The 18,368-nt window shown below is 48.2% G+C and carries 15 protein-coding genes; 8 read left to right on the top strand and 7 right to left on the bottom strand.

Going from position 1 to position 18,368, the window contains the following annotated elements; translation table 11 throughout:
* Window positions 1-50: 50 nt before the first annotated feature.
* Window positions 51-2,459: an ExeM/NucH family extracellular endonuclease gene (locus GA693_RS03325; RefSeq protein ID WP_160241806.1), complete on the bottom strand. Its 2,409-nt coding sequence runs from the start codon at window positions 2,457-2,459 to the stop codon at window positions 51-53.
* Between the two features lie 221 nt (window positions 2,460-2,680).
* On the opposite strand from GA693_RS03325, the gene trmB reads away from it, so the two are divergent.
* On the top strand, window positions 2,681-3,397 hold the full coding sequence (gene trmB, locus GA693_RS03320) for a tRNA (guanosine(46)-N7)-methyltransferase TrmB (RefSeq protein WP_005177088.1): 717 nt from the start codon (window positions 2,681-2,683) through the stop codon (window positions 3,395-3,397).
* A gap of 156 nt (window positions 3,398-3,553) precedes the next feature.
* Here the strand turns inward: trmB and GA693_RS03315 are convergent, their stop codons facing one another.
* The 5 genes from GA693_RS03315 to GA693_RS03295 all read right to left on the bottom strand — a co-directional run bounded on the left by GA693_RS03315 (window position 3,554) and on the right by GA693_RS03295 (window position 8,546).
* The gene (locus GA693_RS03315; protein ID WP_160241807.1) at window positions 3,554-4,330 is read right to left on the bottom strand and encodes a Rossmann-like and DUF2520 domain-containing protein; all 777 of its coding nucleotides are present in this window, start codon (window positions 4,328-4,330) and stop codon (window positions 3,554-3,556) included.
* Window positions 4,331-4,414: 84 nt separating this feature from the next.
* The gene (locus GA693_RS03310) at window positions 4,415-5,212 is read right to left on the bottom strand and encodes a thioesterase family protein (RefSeq protein WP_005177084.1); all 798 of its coding nucleotides are present in this window, start codon (window positions 5,210-5,212) and stop codon (window positions 4,415-4,417) included.
* A 63-nt stretch (window positions 5,213-5,275) separates the two neighbouring features.
* Complete coding sequence (locus GA693_RS03305; protein ID WP_104489702.1) at window positions 5,276-5,947, bottom strand: class I SAM-dependent methyltransferase; 672 nt, start codon at window positions 5,945-5,947, stop codon at window positions 5,276-5,278.
* A gap of 178 nt (window positions 5,948-6,125) precedes the next feature.
* Complete coding sequence (locus tag GA693_RS03300) at window positions 6,126-7,814, bottom strand: AMP-binding protein (protein ID WP_160241437.1); 1,689 nt, start codon at window positions 7,812-7,814, stop codon at window positions 6,126-6,128.
* 102 nt (window positions 7,815-7,916) lie between these two features.
* Window positions 7,917-8,546: a TetR/AcrR family transcriptional regulator gene (locus tag GA693_RS03295; protein WP_160241438.1), complete on the bottom strand. Its 630-nt coding sequence runs from the start codon at window positions 8,544-8,546 to the stop codon at window positions 7,917-7,919.
* A 147-nt stretch (window positions 8,547-8,693) separates the two neighbouring features.
* Here GA693_RS03295 and GA693_RS03290 point away from each other — a divergent pair, with 147 nt between their 5' ends.
* The 7 genes from GA693_RS03290 (at window position 8,694) to GA693_RS03260 (ending at window position 16,665) form a co-directional block, all read left to right on the top strand.
* Window positions 8,694-9,866 carry an isovaleryl-CoA dehydrogenase gene (locus tag GA693_RS03290; protein ID WP_160241439.1) on the top strand — a complete coding sequence of 391 codons (1,173 nt, stop codon included), beginning with the start codon at window positions 8,694-8,696 and terminating at the stop codon, window positions 9,864-9,866.
* Window positions 9,867-9,900: 34 nt separating this feature from the next.
* Entirely contained in the window at window positions 9,901-11,502 is a 1,602-nt protein-coding gene (locus GA693_RS03285) for a carboxyl transferase domain-containing protein (RefSeq protein ID WP_160241440.1), read from the top strand.
* Window positions 11,503-11,514: 12 nt separating this feature from the next.
* Window positions 11,515-12,309, top strand: a complete 795-nt coding sequence (locus GA693_RS03280) for an enoyl-CoA hydratase/isomerase family protein (RefSeq protein WP_160241441.1) — start codon at window positions 11,515-11,517, stop codon at window positions 12,307-12,309.
* Between the two features lie 19 nt (window positions 12,310-12,328).
* Entirely contained in the window at window positions 12,329-14,323 is a 1,995-nt protein-coding gene (locus tag GA693_RS03275; protein ID WP_160241442.1) for an acetyl/propionyl/methylcrotonyl-CoA carboxylase subunit alpha, read from the top strand.
* Entirely contained in the window at window positions 14,320-15,222 is a 903-nt protein-coding gene (locus tag GA693_RS03270) for a hydroxymethylglutaryl-CoA lyase (protein ID WP_160241443.1), read from the top strand. Before GA693_RS03275 ends, GA693_RS03270 begins: the two co-directional genes overlap by 4 nt.
* A 96-nt stretch (window positions 15,223-15,318) precedes the next feature.
* Window positions 15,319-16,023 (top strand): CoA transferase subunit A, encoded by a 705-nt coding sequence (locus GA693_RS03265; protein WP_160241444.1) that lies wholly within the window; start codon window positions 15,319-15,321, stop codon window positions 16,021-16,023.
* Window positions 16,024-16,026: 3 nt separating this feature from the next.
* On the top strand, window positions 16,027-16,665 hold the full coding sequence (locus GA693_RS03260) for a CoA transferase subunit B (RefSeq protein ID WP_104487413.1): 639 nt from the start codon (window positions 16,027-16,029) through the stop codon (window positions 16,663-16,665).
* A gap of 121 nt (window positions 16,666-16,786) precedes the next feature.
* On the opposite strand, the gene GA693_RS03255 is transcribed toward GA693_RS03260, so the two are convergent.
* Window positions 16,787-18,241: an OmpA family protein gene (locus GA693_RS03255; RefSeq protein ID WP_160241445.1), complete on the bottom strand. Its 1,455-nt coding sequence runs from the start codon at window positions 18,239-18,241 to the stop codon at window positions 16,787-16,789.
* Window positions 18,242-18,368: the final 127 nt, after the last annotated feature.

Below are 18,368 nucleotides of genomic sequence, written 5' to 3'. Positions count from 1 at the left end.
AAAAAAACGCCTGATAATCAGGCGTTTTTTATGGCAGATCAATACCCGCCTTATTTACGGCGACGTAACCAAGCCGCAGCACTCAGACCAAATAATCCCAATAATGACCATAGACCGGTACTCCCCCCATGGGTATCCGCTTTGGAGTCTTCCGATGGCTTTGGCTCTACCGGTGCATCTGCCAAATCCAGATCAATAATAATCGGGTCGTGGTCAGATGAACGGAAAGCATCCGGGCTATAAAAGGCCTGAATCTGCTCGGCAGTTTTATAGTCTTCGTTATAGGCCAGCGCCGTCGGTTCATCGGCATTAATGGCCCATGCAAAAGCACGTTTAACCCGTGGATACAATTGCGCATCGGCAATGGCATGGTCTAAATTACCGGCGCCGCCATAGCCCTGGGTATTACTGGCTACACCAAACACATAACTATAAGCCTGTTTGCCCTGTCCGATTTTTTCATCATTAAACAGATTTTTATAGTTGGCCTTTTCCAGCGCCAAAATCGGATCTTCTTTGGCATAACTGTTTAAGTCGCCCAGAATCAGGACATTGGGCTGCGTTACTTTGGTTGGATTGGTCGCCAGCCATTGCATTAATTTCTGTACTACGGTCACACGGGTGCTATTCCAGCAGCCTTGACCATCACCCTGATCTGCATCTACACCCGTGTCAGGACAGCTACCTTTGGATTTCAGATGCTGTGGCACCACGGTAAAGCTTTCGCCACCCGCCACAGGTTTAAAACTTTGCGCCATGGTGACACGGTTCAATTGCGTACCATCATCAAACACGGCAGCGGCATTCACCGGCGTCAGGCGTTTGCTGTTATAAATCATGGCTACGGCAATGGTATCGGTGCCCAAGCGATCTGCATTTGGCGGTGTCACATACTTCCAGTCTGGCCCCAGACTTTGGGTTAAATAGGCAATAGCGCTGTCTGGGCCATAACCATTGTTGGCAATTTCATTCAGGCCATAGACATCGGCATCAATGGCTTTTAAGGCACTGAAAATTTTCTGATGCTGCTTGTCGAACTCTGCTTTGGTTTTTGCACCGCGCTCGGTCGGGAAGCCTTGTGCAGCGCCATTGTCATAGTTCAGGACATTAAAGGCCGCAGCACGAATCTGGGCAGTATTTTTGGCACTGACGCTGCTGCGCTCATTTTTGTCTGCCACGATATTCGGCAAGGTTCTGCCCTGAACAGGCTGAATACGCCACTGGTTAAAACGATATTCCAAAATCCCTTCTACATTTTGCAGCTCATAGCCGGCTCTTAAGGTATTTTGCGCATTAAAGTTCAGCGGCAACCACGGCGTCCGGTTCTGGTTGTTATAGCCATCATCCAGAATAATTTTGGATAGCAGGTTTTGCTTGGCCAGGCTGAGTGCTTCGTCGGATTTGGCAGGATACAGATTGGTCGGCATATATAAGCGCCCAAGGCTTAGGGCCAGCTCGCCATAACGGCCATAATTATAGTTTTCACTGACGGTCAGAGTTTGCGGCAGTTTAACCAGTGCACCCTGATAACGCTGCGGTGCATGTTGCTGAATATCCGTCAGGCTTTCAAAGGGTAAATTTACTGTTTTTGGTGCCACCCAGCTTGCCGCTTGCGGATTACAGGTTTGAATCTCCTGAGTCAGCTGGTCCAGCTGCAGCTGGTTTTGATAGCTAGTGAGGAGGCCACGTAAAATCACCTCTTCTCCAACCTGCCCGCCTTTAATCTGGCTGCTGGCCGGAATATAAACAAAAATCGCATTATTCAGGTTTGGCTTGGCTTTGCTATCTGGCGTTTGCAGATAAAAACCGGAAAAACCATTGCTATAACGATAATCTGCGGTCATCACCCCACGCACGGTATAGATCTGGTTCTTGCTGGCACTGTGCAAATCGGCAATGGCGGTATCACTACTGCTACAGCTAATCGTTTCCGTCACAGGCGGCGTCTGCTCTCCTTCTGGTCGCAAATACTGGCTAAAAGCATTCCGGTCAGACCAAGCCGTCCATTCACTGTTCACATCAAAAGGTGCTGTTGGGTCAACTGAGCTAACACTATGCGTGGTTTTATTGCGGCTTAAACTGGTGCCCTCTGCCCAACTCGTAGTCTGTCCAAGCACACCAAAACGATCGACCGGTGTATTATGCTTATACAGCACAACCGCATCATTACCATTAAAATTCAGACTTGCGATTTTTTTGACCAGATCGCCCAGCACCAGCTCCAATTCACTTCGCCCGACCAGATATTCAGCTTTGGCCGGCAACACTCCCTCTAAAGATACCGTCAGTCCGGCTGTGGTTGAGCCATTGGAAAAAATCTTGATTTGATACTGAGATAAATCGGCCGCTGTCGCATCAGGGTTATAAATCTCCAGTCCCTTACGGTTCGACGTACCATCGACATATTGACTGAACATCAACTCTGCATGTGCAGAAAATCCACAACCCATGAGTGCCATGGCCCAGCATAAAGTATGTAATTTCATTGTTTTTTTATCAGTTGTTAAAGCTTATTCAGGCTATTTTTTAGACATGACAGATGTATGAACATTTGATGAAACTATTTCTGCATTTTCATGACAGCTGCCGTGAAAAAAATAGCGCAATGCATGAAAAAATTTGACTTCAACTGCTCAGGACTTAAAATACCGCATTTGAATTTTTTACGATTGCCAAAGTTATGTCGAATGATCAATTAGACCAGCAAGTCGTCGAGCTGGACAACTTAAACGAGCACCGTGAAATTGTGACGTTTATGCGTCGTTCCTCACCACTCAACACCTCTCAACGTACTGCGCTTGAACAATATGGTCACCTAATTTTGGAATATCCGGTTGGCGATTTACGTCAGCATTTTGAACATCCAGAACGTCCTTTAACGGTAGAAATCGGTTTTGGAATGGGCCGTTCACTGGTCTTAATGGCGCAGGCCAATCCGGAGCGTAACTTTGTGGGTATTGAAGTGCATGTGCCGGGTATTGCCCAGTGCGTATATGAAGCAGGCACAGCCGGTTTAAGCAACCTGCGCGTACTGGATGCCGATGCAATTCAGGTGCTGCGTGAAATGCCAGACAACAGCATTAACACCGTGCAACTGTACTTCCCGGACCCATGGCAAAAGAAACGCCACTTCAAACGCCGCTTTGTGGTGGATGAGCGTATGGAACTGATTGAACAAAAACTGGAAATGGGCGGTACTTTCCATGCAGCAACTGACTGGGAACCGTATGCAGAATGGATGCTGGACGTGCTGGACAACCGTTCTCGTTTAGAAAACCTGGCAGGCAAAGGCAACAGCTATCCACGTCCGGAATGGCGCCCGCAAACCAAATTTGAACGCCGCGGTATTGAAGCCGGTCACAAGATTAACGACTTTATCTTTAAGAAAATTTCTTAATCGCAAAGTTGAAAAAGCGCTGAAATCTCAGCGCTTTTTTTATACGTCCCTATCTTGAGATTAGACAAAATAGATGATCTACCAGTCAAAAGTGATTTAAAAGATCAGATCAACGACTCGATTAACCAGTATAAAACCGAAGATAACAACAATGGTTTATGACTGATGACGTTCTAAAATCTGCTGGCTGAATAGTTGATAGACCGCCTGTAAATCAGGTCGCTGTGCATCGGCCAATAACTGCTGATGCATCTGTAAAATATTCTGATCACCACGCATGGCCGGGCCGGTCTGCATGGTTTTAGGATCGGCCTGGGTGGCCTTCTGCGCCGTTTCCAGCATTAACGGATACAGCAGACTAAAATCGACCTGCTGGACATCAACAATTTGCCGGGCCATGTCATAACAATAATTACTGAAATTACAGGCAAACACCGCGGCCAGATGCAGGCTCAGACGCTGCTCGGAGCTATAGGCATAAACCCACTGACTGAGTTCATTGGCCAGCTGCAATAATACAGCCTGATCGTCTTCATCTGCCGCTTCAATAAATACAGGGGTCTGACTCCAGTCAATCTCACGTTCCAGACTAAAGGTTTGCAGCGGATAAAATACTCCGGCACGTGCATGTACCTGCTGCAACAGCTGCATTGCAGTACTGCCGGAGGTATGGACCATCAGCACTTCAGGCAGATGAGGATGCACCTGCTCAATTACCGCGGCAATGGATTGATCACTCACCGCAATGATCACCAAGTCTAATGTTGCATCAAACTGTTCAGGGCTATGAATTGCACTGGCCTGTACCTGCTGTGCCAGCTGCGCTGCCTTATCCAAACTGCGGCTATAAATCTGTACTATCTGGTGCCGTGCACTCAATGCCCGTGCCAGATGATGTGCTACCCGCCCCGCGCCAATAATCCCGATTCGCATCTGTTTCATCTATATTTTGAACTGCCCACAGCATGCCAATAAAAAAAGGACGAATCAATTCGTCCTGATAGATTTGAGCCAGTTTTAGAACTTTCTTAAGGTCAGAATCTGTTCACTGCGTCCAAATGGCCCATGAACATCATGCAGAATGCCGCTGGTCAGACCAATACCATCTTCACCATATTGTTGTACCACTTCCAGTCCCAGCCACTGGCCTTGCGGCAAGCGGTGCAGATGAATTTGCAGATCCAAATTTGGAAAGCCCCAACCGGCATTCGGGTCCTGACGTGGCACCACGCCATTGGCAGTATCTACCATGCCCATCAGGCGGGTAAAATCCGATGTCGGCTGGCCGTCAATCATTTCAAGCTGATTACTGAGCCAGACAATGCCTTTGCCCGGACGATGGTCCAGATGGGCACGGGTCTGAATACTTTGAATATAGCCGCCTGGCCAGCAGCGCATGCCATCCCACTCGGGTAAATAGTCCGGACTTTCTGCCGGTAAATCTTCCAGACCGGCAATGGCACGAGTGTCGGAAGTCAGCATTTTCCAGGCACGCGCCACAATACAGGTTTTGCCATTGGCACACATTTCCGCTTCAATCAGTTCAATGGTTTTGCCCGGGCGAATCATGCGGGTAGTAATTGAAAATTCACCAAAGGCAATCAAACCAAAAATATCCAGCCCGACCCGGCCAATGCGCATTTCTGCACGTGGCTGGAACTGTTCCAGCTCTGCACAGAGAATACCGGTGGCAGGTGCCATATGCTGCTCATGCGGATTCCACGCGCCCTGAGCATGAATATTCGATTCATAATAAGCTGTGCTGCTGCCATCTGCATGCTGTTCACGTCTGATAAAACTGTAATATGCCGACATTATTTTCCCTACTTCCTTGCTCTTTGGTCTGTGTGCTACCTGCCTGTGTAGCCTCTGTTTCGTTTATTTTCGTGCAAAAAAACCATAATAATTCATGATTTGACAATAAACCCTGCAACTTTTAAATCCGACTTTTGTTAATACGTCTTTGGTCTGTTCAGCCGAAACCAGTTCAAAATCATCATCCAGATGTGCAATCATCTTTTCACTCTGCCTCACTGTTAAGCCCTGTTGCACCGCTACATGCTGCAGCACTTGCTGTTCAGCCAATGTTTCAGGCTGCATCAGGTCATAACTGAGGAACACACCACCCGGTTTTAAGCGCTGGCAGATGTCCTGAAAAAAATCGGCTTTGGCCGGCATGGGAATAAAATGCGCCACCAGAATGGCCAGTGCCGCATCAAAAGGCTGAGGGGACTCTAAACTCTGGGTATCGGCCTGAATAAACTGCACCCGCTCGGCACCTGCAATTGAGCGGATCGTATTTTGTGCCTGTTCCAGCATGGCACGGGAGGGATCAATGGCGGTAATCTGCCACTGTGGATGATGCGCCAATAAATAGGTCAGCTCATAGCCTGTCCCGCACCCGACCACCAGAATATGCGCAGTTTCCGGTAATTCTGCTGTTAGAATGGCATCAATCTGTTGATGTACCAGTTCATAGCCGGGAATCAGTTTACGGATGTGATCATCATAGCCGGCGACAATGACTTCACTGTGAAAGTTTTTGGCCATCTTTAACTCACTCTACCTCTGACTCTTGAATAGACTTGCGAAGATCATTCTTGTTGGAAAGTCATGACAGCTCGCGGAAAGCAAAGCAATTTTGCTCTGATTTGATTTTTCCCGAGATTCAATCACATGACCGGCGATATCCCTGTCGCCCTGTCATGTGATTAGATGCCTGCATGAATCAAGCAATTTCTTTTAGGTTTAACTCTTCACGCATAAATTCACGCAGCTTAAACTTCTGCGCCTTACCCGATGCCGTCATTGGAAACTCGCTAAAGAAACGCACATAACGTGGCACTTTATTGTGTGAAATATACTCGGCGCAGTACTGGCGAATGGTTTCTTCTGTGCAAGGGTCGTTTTCATGCAAGATAATGCAGGCGCAGAGTTCTTCGCCATATTTATGGTCAGGTACGCCAATCACCTGTACATCGCAAACCGCCGGATGGGTATAGAGGAAATCTTCAATTTCTTTCGGGAACAGGTTTTCACCGCCACGAATCACCACATCTTTAATCCGGCCTTTAATTTTGACAAAGCCTTCATCGTCCATTTCAGCGATATCACCGGTATGCATCCAGCGTGCAGCATCAATCACTTCTGCGGTTTTTTCCTGATCTTCCCAATAGCCGAGCATTACCGAATAACCGCGAACACAGAGTTCACCGAGCTGTCCACGTGGTACCACCTTGCCCTCTTCATCGACAATTTTGACTTCCAGATGTGGATGGACTCGGCCTACGGTACTGACGCGACGTTCCACCGAATCTTCCGTTGAACTTTGCGCACTTACCGGTGCTGTTTCAGTCATGCCATAGCAGATGGTAATTTCCGACATATGCATGCGGTCAATCACGCGCTGCATGATTTCCTGCGGACATGGACTGCCGGCCATAATACCGGTGCGCAAGCTTGACAGGTCAAACTCATCAAACTGTTCATGCTCTAAAATGGCAATGAACATGGTCGGTACGCCATAAGCGGCGGTACATTTTTCCTGCTGAATGGCTTTTAAAGTATCCAGCGGGTTAAATACGGCTGATGGATAAACCATGGTGGAACCATGAGTGATACAGGCCAAGTTCCCCATCACCATCCCGAAACAGTGGAATAACGGCACTGAAATACAGACCCGATCTGCCGGGCTGAGATGAATTGCTTCACCGACAAAATAGCCATTATTTAAAATGTTGTTATGGGTCAGCATGGTGCCTTTCGGATTCCCGGTGGTGCCCGATGTAAACTGAATATTAATAGTTTCATCAAACTGCAATTCACTAGAAATCTGCTGCAGTTTTTGCAGCATTTTTTTGCTTGGCGGGGTCAGTAAATCCTGAAAGCGGTGTAATCCGGCATGTTCCTGATCATCAATTTTAATAATATGTTTCAGATGCGGCAGGCGCTCGGCTTTCAGCACTTTGCTTGCTGCCTGGTTCAGCTCCGGGGCAATTTTGGTCAGAATCTCCTGATAATTGGTGGTCTTGAACTGCGAGGCAATCACCAGTCCCTTACACGACACTTTATTCAGTACATATTCCAGCTCATTGCTTTTATAGGCCGGGTTCAGGTTCACCAGAATAATGCCGGCTTTAAAGGCCGCAAACTGGGTAATGGTCCATTCCACGCAGTTCGGCGACCAGATTGCAAGACGGTCACCTTTTTGAAAGCCCAGTTTCAGCAAACTGCAGGCAAAGGCATTCACCTGCTCTTGCAACTGCCGGTAGCTCAAACGCACATTCTGATGCAGGCTGACCACCGCATCCTGTTCGGCGTATTGCGCGCAAGCCTGATCAAATTTTTCACCAATCGTTGTGCCCAGTAAAGGCTGGCTGCTCGTTCCGTAGGCGTAGCTTAACCGTACTTGTGTCATTGAATCGTTCTCCTTGATTCTTTGTAATTCTGATTTTCAACTCTACTAATTGTTTTTGAACCACGACTACCTGTCTGTCTTCCCTGCCGTTTTTATCGTTTTTTACTCACTTCCCTCCTGTCGACGTACTGCATTCATACAAAAATCGGCAATCTGTTTGACAAAGTAATCCTTATAGTTTTGATCAAACATCACATTGCGAGATGGGTTTAAAGGTTCAATCACCACAAAAGTCATAGAGCCAACCACGCCCAGTGCGGCGGTGTTCAAATCTTCAAACTCAAACTCACCATTGACTTTTCCTTCAGCCAAAATTTCCTTAATGCTCTGCTTGATCAGCTGTTTACTGCGAAAACGTTCATGTTCCATTTCCGGATCGACCGGTTCAAACATGAGCGCATACGCCAGTTGGGGACTGTTCATGGCACGCTTCACAAAAGTTGTAACAGATTTTTGCAATTTCTGTTTTGGCGATAAATCCGAGCCGGCAATGTGGTTCAAAATTTCAACCTCATGCTGAATCGCATTCGACAACACTTCAATTAAAATCTGGCTTTTGTTTTCGAAATATCGATAGACCAGACCGGTAGATACACCGGCACGTTCCGCAATGGCCTGAATCGACGCCTCTTTAAAGCCCCCTTGAGCAATTAGTTCACGAGCGGACTGCAAAATCGACAGGCGATTCTGTTCCATTCGTTCCTGCATCAATGATGATCTTTTATAACTCATATCTTATTCTCAACCAGATAAAATGAATTGTAAATCATTTTGTGAATTTTAGTTCACTTTTTTAAATTTTCGATGTATGTTAAAAACCAAGCACAACAAAAATGCTTTTTTGGAAACAACAAATATAACCGCAGGATGGATGAAGAAATGAATTTACAAAGCTTGGATTTCGGTTTGGATGAAACACTGATCGCCCTTCGTGATTCAGTTGCTGCATTTTGTGCAAAAGAGATCGCACCCATTGCTCAACAGGTCGACCGTGACAACGAATTCCCTGCTCATCTTTGGAAAAATTTTGGGGACATGGGTTTACTCGGTCTGACTGTAAGTGAGGAATATGGTGGCACCAACCTCGGTTATCTGGCACATATTATTGCCATGCAGGAAATTTCACGTGCCTCAGCATCCATTGGCCTTTCCTACGGGGCACATTCTAACCTATGTGTGAACCAAATTAAGCGTAATGGTAACGAAGAACAGAAACAGCGCTATTTACCGAAACTGATTTCAGGTGAATATGTCGGCGCATTGGCCATGTCAGAACCGAATGCCGGCTCCGATGTGGTGAGCATGAAACTCAAAGCTGAAGATCAGGGCGATCATTATCTGCTAAACGGTTCAAAAATGTGGATCACCAACGGTGGCGATGCAGATGTGCTGGTGGTCTATGCCAAAACTGATACCCAAGCCGGCGCCAAAGGCATGACCGCTTTCCTGATTGAAAAAACCATGCCGGGCTTTAGCCACGGTACGCACCTGGACAAACTGGGCATGCGCGGCTCGAATACCTATCCACTGTTCTTTGACAACGTGCGCGTACCGAAAGAAAACGTCCTCGGCGGTGTCGGCAATGGTGTAAAAGTGCTGATGAGTGGTCTGGACTATGAACGTGCTGTATTAAGCGCAGGCCCACTGGGCATTATGGATGCCTGCCTAGACACCGTGATTCCGTATATCCACGAGCGTAAACAGTTTGGTCAGGCACTGGGCGAATTCCAGCTGATGCAAGGCAAAATTGCTGATATGTATTCGACCTGGCTGGCCTGTAAAGCACTGGTCTATGCCGTAGGTGCAGAATGTGACAAAGCCGAGCATAGCCGCAGCCTGCGTAAAGATGCTGCCAGCGCAATTTTATATGCAGCCGAAAAAGCCACCTGGATGGCCGGTGAAACCATTCAGACGCTAGGTGGGAACGGTTATATCAATGAATTTTCTGCTGGACGTTTATGGCGTGATGCCAAACTCTATGAAATTGGTGCAGGCACCTCGGAAATTCGCCGTATGCTGATTGGCCGCGAACTGTTTAACGAAACTGCCTAAAAAGTAAATCACAAGAATAGACAAGGATGTTGGCATGAATCAATTACAGAGCAAAATCAATATTCGCAGCGAAGAGTTCAAAAACAACCACGCAGCGATGCAAACCCTGGTCGATGACCTGAAACAGAAAGTCCAGAAAATTGCCCTCGGCGGCGGTGAAACTGCACGTCAGAAACATCTGGATCGCGGTAAATTATTACCACGTGAACGGATTGACCACCTGATTGATCCGGGTACGGCTTTTATTGAAATTGGTCAGCTGGCTGCCTATCAGGTGTATCAGGATGATGTGCCTGCTGCCGGTGTGGTGGCCGGTGTCGGTCAGGTCAATGGCGTGACCTGTATGATCATTGCCAATGATGCGACAGTCAAAGGCGGAACGTATTATCCGCTGACTGTGAAAAAGCATTTACGCGCTCAGGAAATTGCCGAGCAGAACCATCTGACCTGTATCTATCTGGTCGATTCTGGCGGTGCCTATTTACCGCTGCAAGATGAAGTGTTCCCGGACCGTGATCACTTCGGCCGTATTTTCTACAATCAGGCGCGTATGTCGAGCATGGGCATTGCCCAGATCGCCGTGGTGATGGGCAGCTGTACAGCCGGCGGTGCTTATGTCCCTGCCATGTCGGATGAAACCATTATTGTGCGGAATCAGGGTACCATCTTCCTGGGGGGCCCGCCACTGGTGAAAGCTGCCACCGGTGAAGTGGTCAGCAGTGAAGATCTGGGCGGTGGCGATGTGCACACTCGCCTTTCAGGTGTGGCCGATCATCTGGCAGAAAATGACGAACATGCTTTGGCGATTGCCCGCAACATCGTCGCCAATTTAAATAAAAAACCAAATCCACAACCGGAAAATGTCGAAGCACCATTATTCGATGCGTCCGAGCTGTACGGCATTGTCCCGACCGATGCGCGTAAACCGTTTGATGTGCGTGAAGTGATTGCCCGTATTGTCGATGGTTCACGTTTTGACGAGTTCAAGGCACGTTTTGGGACCACGCTGGTCACCGGCTTTGCCAAACTGTACGGTATGCCGGTTGGTATTATTGCCAATAACGGGATTCTGTTTTCCCAGTCGGCACAAAAAGGCGCACACTTTATTGAACTGTGCACCCAGCGCAATATTCCCCTGCTCTTCATTCAGAACATCACCGGCTTTATGGTTGGCCGTCAGTATGAAAATGAAGGTATTGCCAAAAATGGTGCCAAACTGGTGATGGCGGTGGCGACAGCCAATGTACCGAAACTGACCCTGGTGATTGGCGGTTCTTTTGGTGCCGGCAACTACGGTATGTGTGGCCGTGCCTATTCACCACGCTTTATGTGGACCTGGCCAAACTCGCGTATTTCGGTGATGGGCGGCGAGCAGGCTTCGAGTGTACTCTCGACCCTGAAACGCGACCAGATTGAAAGCAAAGGCGGCAGCTGGTCAGCGGAAGAAGAAGATCAGTTTAAACAGCCTATTCGTGACCAGTACGAACGTCAGGGTCATCCATATTATGCTTCTGCGCGTTTATGGGATGATGGTGTTATTGATCCAGCACAATCACGTGAAGTATTGGCGCTCAGTCTGGCGGCGGCATTAAATGCCCCAATCCAGCCAACCAAATTCGGCGTGTTCCGCATGTAAGAGGTGACAAAAATGGATTATCAATTTTTACAACTCGAACAGCAAGATCAGGTGGCCACGGTGTGGATTAACCGTGCCGAACTGCACAATGCCTTTAATACGCAGGTCATTGAAGAATTACACGCCTGCTTTCAGCAACTGAATACCCGCGCTGATGTACGTGTGGTGATTCTGGCCGGTCGTGGCAAGAGCTTCTCTGCCGGTGCCGACCTGAACTGGATGAAACAGGCCGGTCAGGCCTCACAAGCCGACAATGAAGCCGATGCCCTGAAACTGGCCAAAATGCTGCAAAGTCTGGCCACCTTGAAACAGCCGACTATCGCTCGCGTACATGGCATTGCCTTTGGTGGTGGTATGGGTCTGGCCTCGGCCTGTGATATTTGTGTGGCCAGCACCGATGCCAAATTTGCCACCTCTGAGGTACGTTTAGGCCTGGCGCCATCCACCATCAGCCCTTATGTCATTCGTGCCATTGGTGCGCGTCAGGCATCACGTTACTTTTTAACTGCTGAACGAATTTCTGCAGAACAGGCACACGCTATTGGTCTGGCACATGAAGTGACTGCACCAGAACATCTCGACAGTAAAATTGATGAGATTGTTGAAGCGCTCTTACTCGGTGGACCAGAAGCACAGAACGCCTCAAAACAACTGATTCAACTCGTCGATCAACAGGTCCTGACTGAAGATCTGCTGCTTAAAACCGCACAGCATATTGCCCATGTTCGCCAGGGAGATGAGGCGAAAAATGGACTGAATGCATTTTTAAACAAAAAAAGCCCGGCCTGGATCAAGACCACGGCATAACAACAAGAAGGATCGTAGGATGTTTGAAAAGATTTTAATTGCCAACCGTGGTGAAATTGCCTGTCGTGTAATTCGTACAGCGAAAAAGTTAGGCATCGCTACTGTTGCCGTATATTCCGATGCCGATGCACAGGCACAGCATGTCAAACTGGCAGATGAAGCCATCCATATTGGTGAATCGCCTGCTGCACAAAGTTATTTACAGATTGAACGTATTATTCAGGCAGCAAAAACTACAGGTGCTCAGGCTATTCATCCAGGTTATGGCTTCCTGTCTGAAAATGACCAGTTTGCACTGGCCTGTCAGGACAACAACATTGTCTTTATAGGTCCGCCAGTGGATGCGATCTTAGCAATGGGTCTTAAAGCGACCTCTAAAGCCTTAATGGAACAAGCCGGTGTACCGTTAACCCCAGGCTATCATGGTACCAATCAGGATGCCGATTTCCTGAAACAACAAGCCGATAGTATCGGCTATCCGGTACTGATCAAAGCCAGTGCCGGCGGTGGTGGTAAAGGCATGCGTCTGGTCGAGCGCAGCGAAGACTTTCTGAGTTCACTCGCTTCCTGTAAAAGCGAAGCACGTTCTAGTTTCGGCAATGAAGATGTATTGATTGAACGCTATGTCGTGCAGCCACGTCATATTGAAGTGCAAGTGTTTGGCGATACCCATGGCAATTATGTGCATCTGTTTGAACGCGATTGCTCTGTGCAACGTCGTCACCAGAAAGTACTGGAAGAAGCACCAGCACCGAAAATGCCGGAAGATAAACTGGAAGCCATGCGCCAGGCCGCAATTGACGCTGCACGTGCAGTAAATTATGTTGGTGCCGGTACGGTCGAGTTTATTGTCGAGCAAGATGGTACTGCCTACTTCATGGAAATGAACACCCGTCTGCAGGTTGAGCACCCGGTGACTGAAATGATTACCGGTCAGGATCTGGTCGAGTGGCAATTACGCGTCGCCTTTGGTGAGCCTTTACCAAAACAGCAGCACGAATTGCAGATTCACGGCCATGCTTTAGAAGCACGTGTTTATGCCGAAGAACCTGAAAAAGGCTTTATTCCGGCGATTGGTCAAATCAGCTATCTGCATTATCCAGCACAAAATGAAGCGGTACGTGTCGACAGCGGTATTGTTGAAGGCGATGAAATTAGCACCTACTACGACCCGATGATTGCCAAACTGATTGTCTGGGGCAAAAACCGTGAAGCAGCATTAACGCAAATGCACCATGCTTTAGGTCAGTTCCATGTCGATGGTCTGGGCAACAACATTGCCTTCCTGGATCGTCTGGTACTGTGCGATTCTTTCAAGAATGCCAATTTGGATACTGGCCTGATTCAGCGCGAAGAAGAATTCCTGCTAAAACCGGCCACAGAGCTGAACAGTACGCTAGTGATCAGCGCGGCCTTCATCGAATTGCTGTCACGTTTGGCCCAGAACCCGAGCGCCAGCAATCCGGTCTGGCAGACCAATGCTTTCTGGCGTTTAAACCTGCAATCGGGGCAGACAATCAAATTACAATGTAATGACAAAACCTTAAATATCCAGTTTGCAGCACAAGAACATGGCTTTGTCGCACAGTATGAGGGTCAGACTTTTGAGCTTGAGGGTCAGTTACTGGATGCGCATACCCTGCAATTCAAGCTGGCCGGCAAACAGCAAAAACTGGCCTTTAGCCAGACTGAACATGGCATTACCCTGTTCCAGAATGGCCAGAGCTATAAATTTACCTATCTGAAACCGGTATTTAACCAGGATGATGAACAAGGTGCTGAAAACAACCTGACTGCGCCAATGCCGGGTGTCATCACACAGGTACTGGTCGCGGCCAATGACAAAGTCAAAAAAGACGATGTCCTGATGACCCTCGAAGCCATGAAAATCGAATACTCGATTCGTGCACCGCATGATGGCATCGTGGCCAGCTCTTACTTCCAGGCCGGTGATCAGGTCAAAGCTGGCGATGAGCTGGTGGAATTCCAGCCGCTGGCGGAGGAAGTCGCATGAGCGAATTTGTCAAAATTGTTGAAGTCGGGCCACGCGATGGCCTGCAAAATGAAAAAACACCCTTAACCCTGGATGACCGCAGACAGCTGATTCTGGATTTAATGCAAACCGGTTTACAGGCCATTGAAGTTGGTTCCTGTGTATCGGCCAAATGGGTACCGCAAATGGCAGACAGCGATGTGCTGTTTGCCGGCTTGCCCAAAGATCCAAATATTCAGTTCAGCCTGCTCACGCCAAACCTGAAAGGTTTTGAATCTGCGCTGGCAGTGGGTTGCAAAGAAGTGGCGGTCTTTACCGCCGCGTCTGAAAGTTTTACCCGCAAAAACATCAATTGTTCGATTGATGAAAGCTTTGAAAAATTCAGCGATGTAATGCGTGAAGCCAAAGCGCACAACATTCGTGTGCGTGGTTATGTGTCCTGTATGGTCGATTGTCCGTATGAAGGCGCAATTGATCCGCAGCAGGTGGCAAAAGTTTCGCAGCGCCTGCTGGATATGGGCTGCTATGAAGTGTCTTTGGGTGAAACCATTGGCACCGCCACACCCGACCGGGTGAAAAAAGTCTGGGACGCCTGTCTGGCCGAACTGGATACGACGGTGCTGGCCGGTCATTTCCATAATACCTATGGCATGGCCATCGCCAATATTTACCAGTCACTGCTGCAAGGTATTCGCGTTTTTGACTCGTCAATTGCCGGTTTAGGCGGCTGTCCTTATGCCAAAGGCGCATCCGGCAATGTCTCAACCGAAGATCTGTATTACCTGCTGTCCAACATGGGCTATGAAACCGGCATTCAGCTGGAGGCCTTGATGCAGGCCAGCCGTAACATCAGCAATGTTTTACAGCGCAATAATCCATCCAATTATGCCAATGCCTACTGGCAAAAAGCCTGCGCTTAATAACCGAATAAAACCCGGCTTGAGCAATGCCCTCAAGCCACTCAAGGATGTAACAGCAGCAATCTGCTGAAAAAAGGATAAAAATAGAGGTGACACATGGCAAATAAAGTCTATGACAGCGCACAAGCCGCCTTAAATGGCGTGGTTCAGGATGGTCAAACCCTGGCCGTGGGTGGTTTTGGCCTGTGCGGGATTCCCGAAGCATTAATTGCCGCGTTAAAAGACACCGGTGCCAAACAGCTGACCTGTATTTCCAACAATGCCGGTGTTGATGGTTTTGGTCTGGGGCTGCTGCTTGAAACCAAACAGATTAAAAAAATGATTTCATCCTATGTCGGTGAAAACAAAGAATTTGAACGTCAGTTTCTGAGCGGTGAACTGGAAGTTGAACTGACCCCGCAAGGCACACTGGCAGAAAAATTACGTGCCGGGGGTGCGGGTATTCCAGCCTTCTTTACCGCCACCGGTGTCGGTACCGTCATCGCGGAAGGTAAAGAAGTGCGCCAGTTTAAAGGTCAGGATTATATCTTAGAAGAATCCTTAACCGCCGATGTTGCCCTGGTCAAAGCCTATAAAGCCGACAAGGCCGGCAACCTGATTTTCCGTAAAACTGCACAGAACTTTAATCCGGTCTGTGCCATGGCGGGCAAAATCACCATTGCCGAAGTCGAAGAAATTGTAGAGATTGGCGCGCTCGATCCAGATGAAATCCATCTGCCGGGGATTTATGTCAACCGTATTGTGTTAAATGTGCATCCTGAAAAACGTATTGAACAAATGACTTTAAAGGCGGAGGCTTAAACCATGGCTTGGACGCGTAATCAAATGGCGCAGCGCGCCGCACAAGAACTGGAAGATGGTTTCTATGTCAATTTAGGGATTGGTTTACCAACTTTGGTCGCTAACTATATTCCGGAAAATATCAACGTTTGGCTACAGTCAGAAAATGGCCTGCTCGGGATTGGGGAATTCCCAACTGAAGCCACGGTCGATGCTGACCTGATTAATGCCGGCAAACAGACGGTCACAGCTCGTCAAGGTGCTTCGTTTTTCTCTAGCGCAGACTCTTTTGCCATGATCCGTGGCGGCCATGTCAATATTGCCATTCTGGGGGCCATGGAAGTCTCTGAACAGGGCGATCTGGCCAACTGGATGATTCCGGGCAAAAAAGTCAAAGGTATGGGCGGTGCCATGGATCTGGTCGCAGGTGTGCAAAAAGTGGTGGTATTGATGGAACACTGCGCCAAAGATGGGACACCTAAAATCGTTTCACAGTGTAGCCTGCCGCTGACCGGTAAAGCCGTGGTTCATCGCGTGATCACCGATTTGGGCGTTCTGGATATTACCCCAACCGGCGTGCAGCTGGTGGAACTGGCACCTGAAGTCAGTTTTGAGGAAATTCAGAAAGTCACCGGGGTGCCGTTGATTCGTAATGCAGCTTAATGGCTGGTTTTAAAACCGGGCATCGGATGGTCGTGAATACATCCCCCACTTCTACCTCTGTTATTCAACTAAACCCAAAAGGACGACTTCAAGTCGTCCTTTTCTATTCCCTTAACCGAACTTACTCTGCTTTCTTCTCGACAATGCCCTGATCATCAACCGCACGTACCACCCCGGTTTCTGTATTTAATACTTCAAACTCAATACGACGGTTCTGGAACTGCCCTTCTGGGGTTGCATTTGGTTCCATCGGCTGTTGCTGGCCATACCCCACGGCCTGTAACTGTGAAGGATCAACCCCACGCTGCACCAGATAATCACGTACCGCTTCAGCACGGCGTAAGGACAACAGATTATTGGCTTCATTGCTGCCTACTGCATCGGTATGGCCTTTAATGGTCAAATGTACATGCGGCGCACGCTGGATTAAGGCCGCAGCCTGATCCAGAATTGGCTGATTGGCTTCCGGTACAGTCGAAGATGCCGACTCAAAATGAATCGCCTCCAGATTTAAGGCTGTGGCGACATCCAGCGCCTGAATATTATCCGGGTTAATCACGGCCAAGGCTTGTGCTGCGGTCGTGGTCGCTGGTGTGACGGTCTGTACATCGAGATCCTGCTGCACCGTAATGGTCATATTCTTGGCCAAAGGACGCAGCTGATTGGCCACACGCTGCGCATCTGCCGGATTGGTGGACTGAATCGCAATCTGCTCACCCATCCAGGTCATATTGGTATTCGGCACATCTTTCAGGATTTTCAATGCCGTTGGAATCACATCCTGATCAATAAATTCACTATGATAATTACTGGCGCTATTCACCCCACAACCTGTCGGATGGTTAAAAATCCGTTTAACTTCTGTTTGCAGAATGTCGGTATAAGCCGGATTGTTCAGATACAACTGACAGGTGACCAGATCGCCATTGGAACCGGTATTGACCTGCAAATAGGCCGGTTCCGTCGCTGCTGCCTGGGTAACAGGCACCTCTTCTTCATTACGGTCAGAACAGGCTTTAAATAAAAAGGCCAGTAACAATGCCAGAATAATAAAAATCAGAATCGGTACCCACGGCGAGCGCTTCTGCTCTGGCACCTCTTCATATAACTCAGGCGCCTGATGAATAGTCTGCCCGGCAGTGGCATTGACGCCCAAACCGGCCAGCAGCGCAGCGGCCCATTCCGGCAAAGCAGCCTGAATGTCCGGCATATACTGATCAAGCAAATGCACAATCGCCTCAGGATCGGTCGAGCCGGCCTCGCTTTCTAAAAAACCTAAGGTTGGTACGATGGCCCGGTTCAGGATAGATTCAATTTCATCTGCCGGCGCCTGACCGCGGCTAAATTCCAGAAACTGCTGTTTCAGGTTCAGGTTGGTACCAAAAATTTCAGCCAGCCGCGGATTAAGCTGATTTCTCAGGCTGTCAATGAGGGATGGCCGGTGTCTTAACACCGATAAAAATACCGGATAAAAATCATTTAAGGCACGGTTTTTCTCAATGAGGTAATCCGTTTCCCCGTCTAGCACAATGGATGACACGCTATTTTTCAATAATTCTATCAATCTGGTTTGCATGATATGGCCTCATTTTTGTCATTGTTCTACTCGCATTTTTTAGTGTATCTGGTCATTTTTTAGACGTTGTAAATAATTGTATTTTTCTTTATGTACTTAAATTAAAACATAAAAAAGCCAGCAAATG

It is taken from the genome of Acinetobacter indicus (assembly GCF_009914475.1).
GTDB lineage: Bacteria > Pseudomonadota > Gammaproteobacteria > Pseudomonadales > Moraxellaceae > Acinetobacter > Acinetobacter indicus.
The sequence above is the reverse complement of the archived record's forward strand: the minus strand, read 5'-3'. Positions and strand labels throughout refer to the sequence as shown.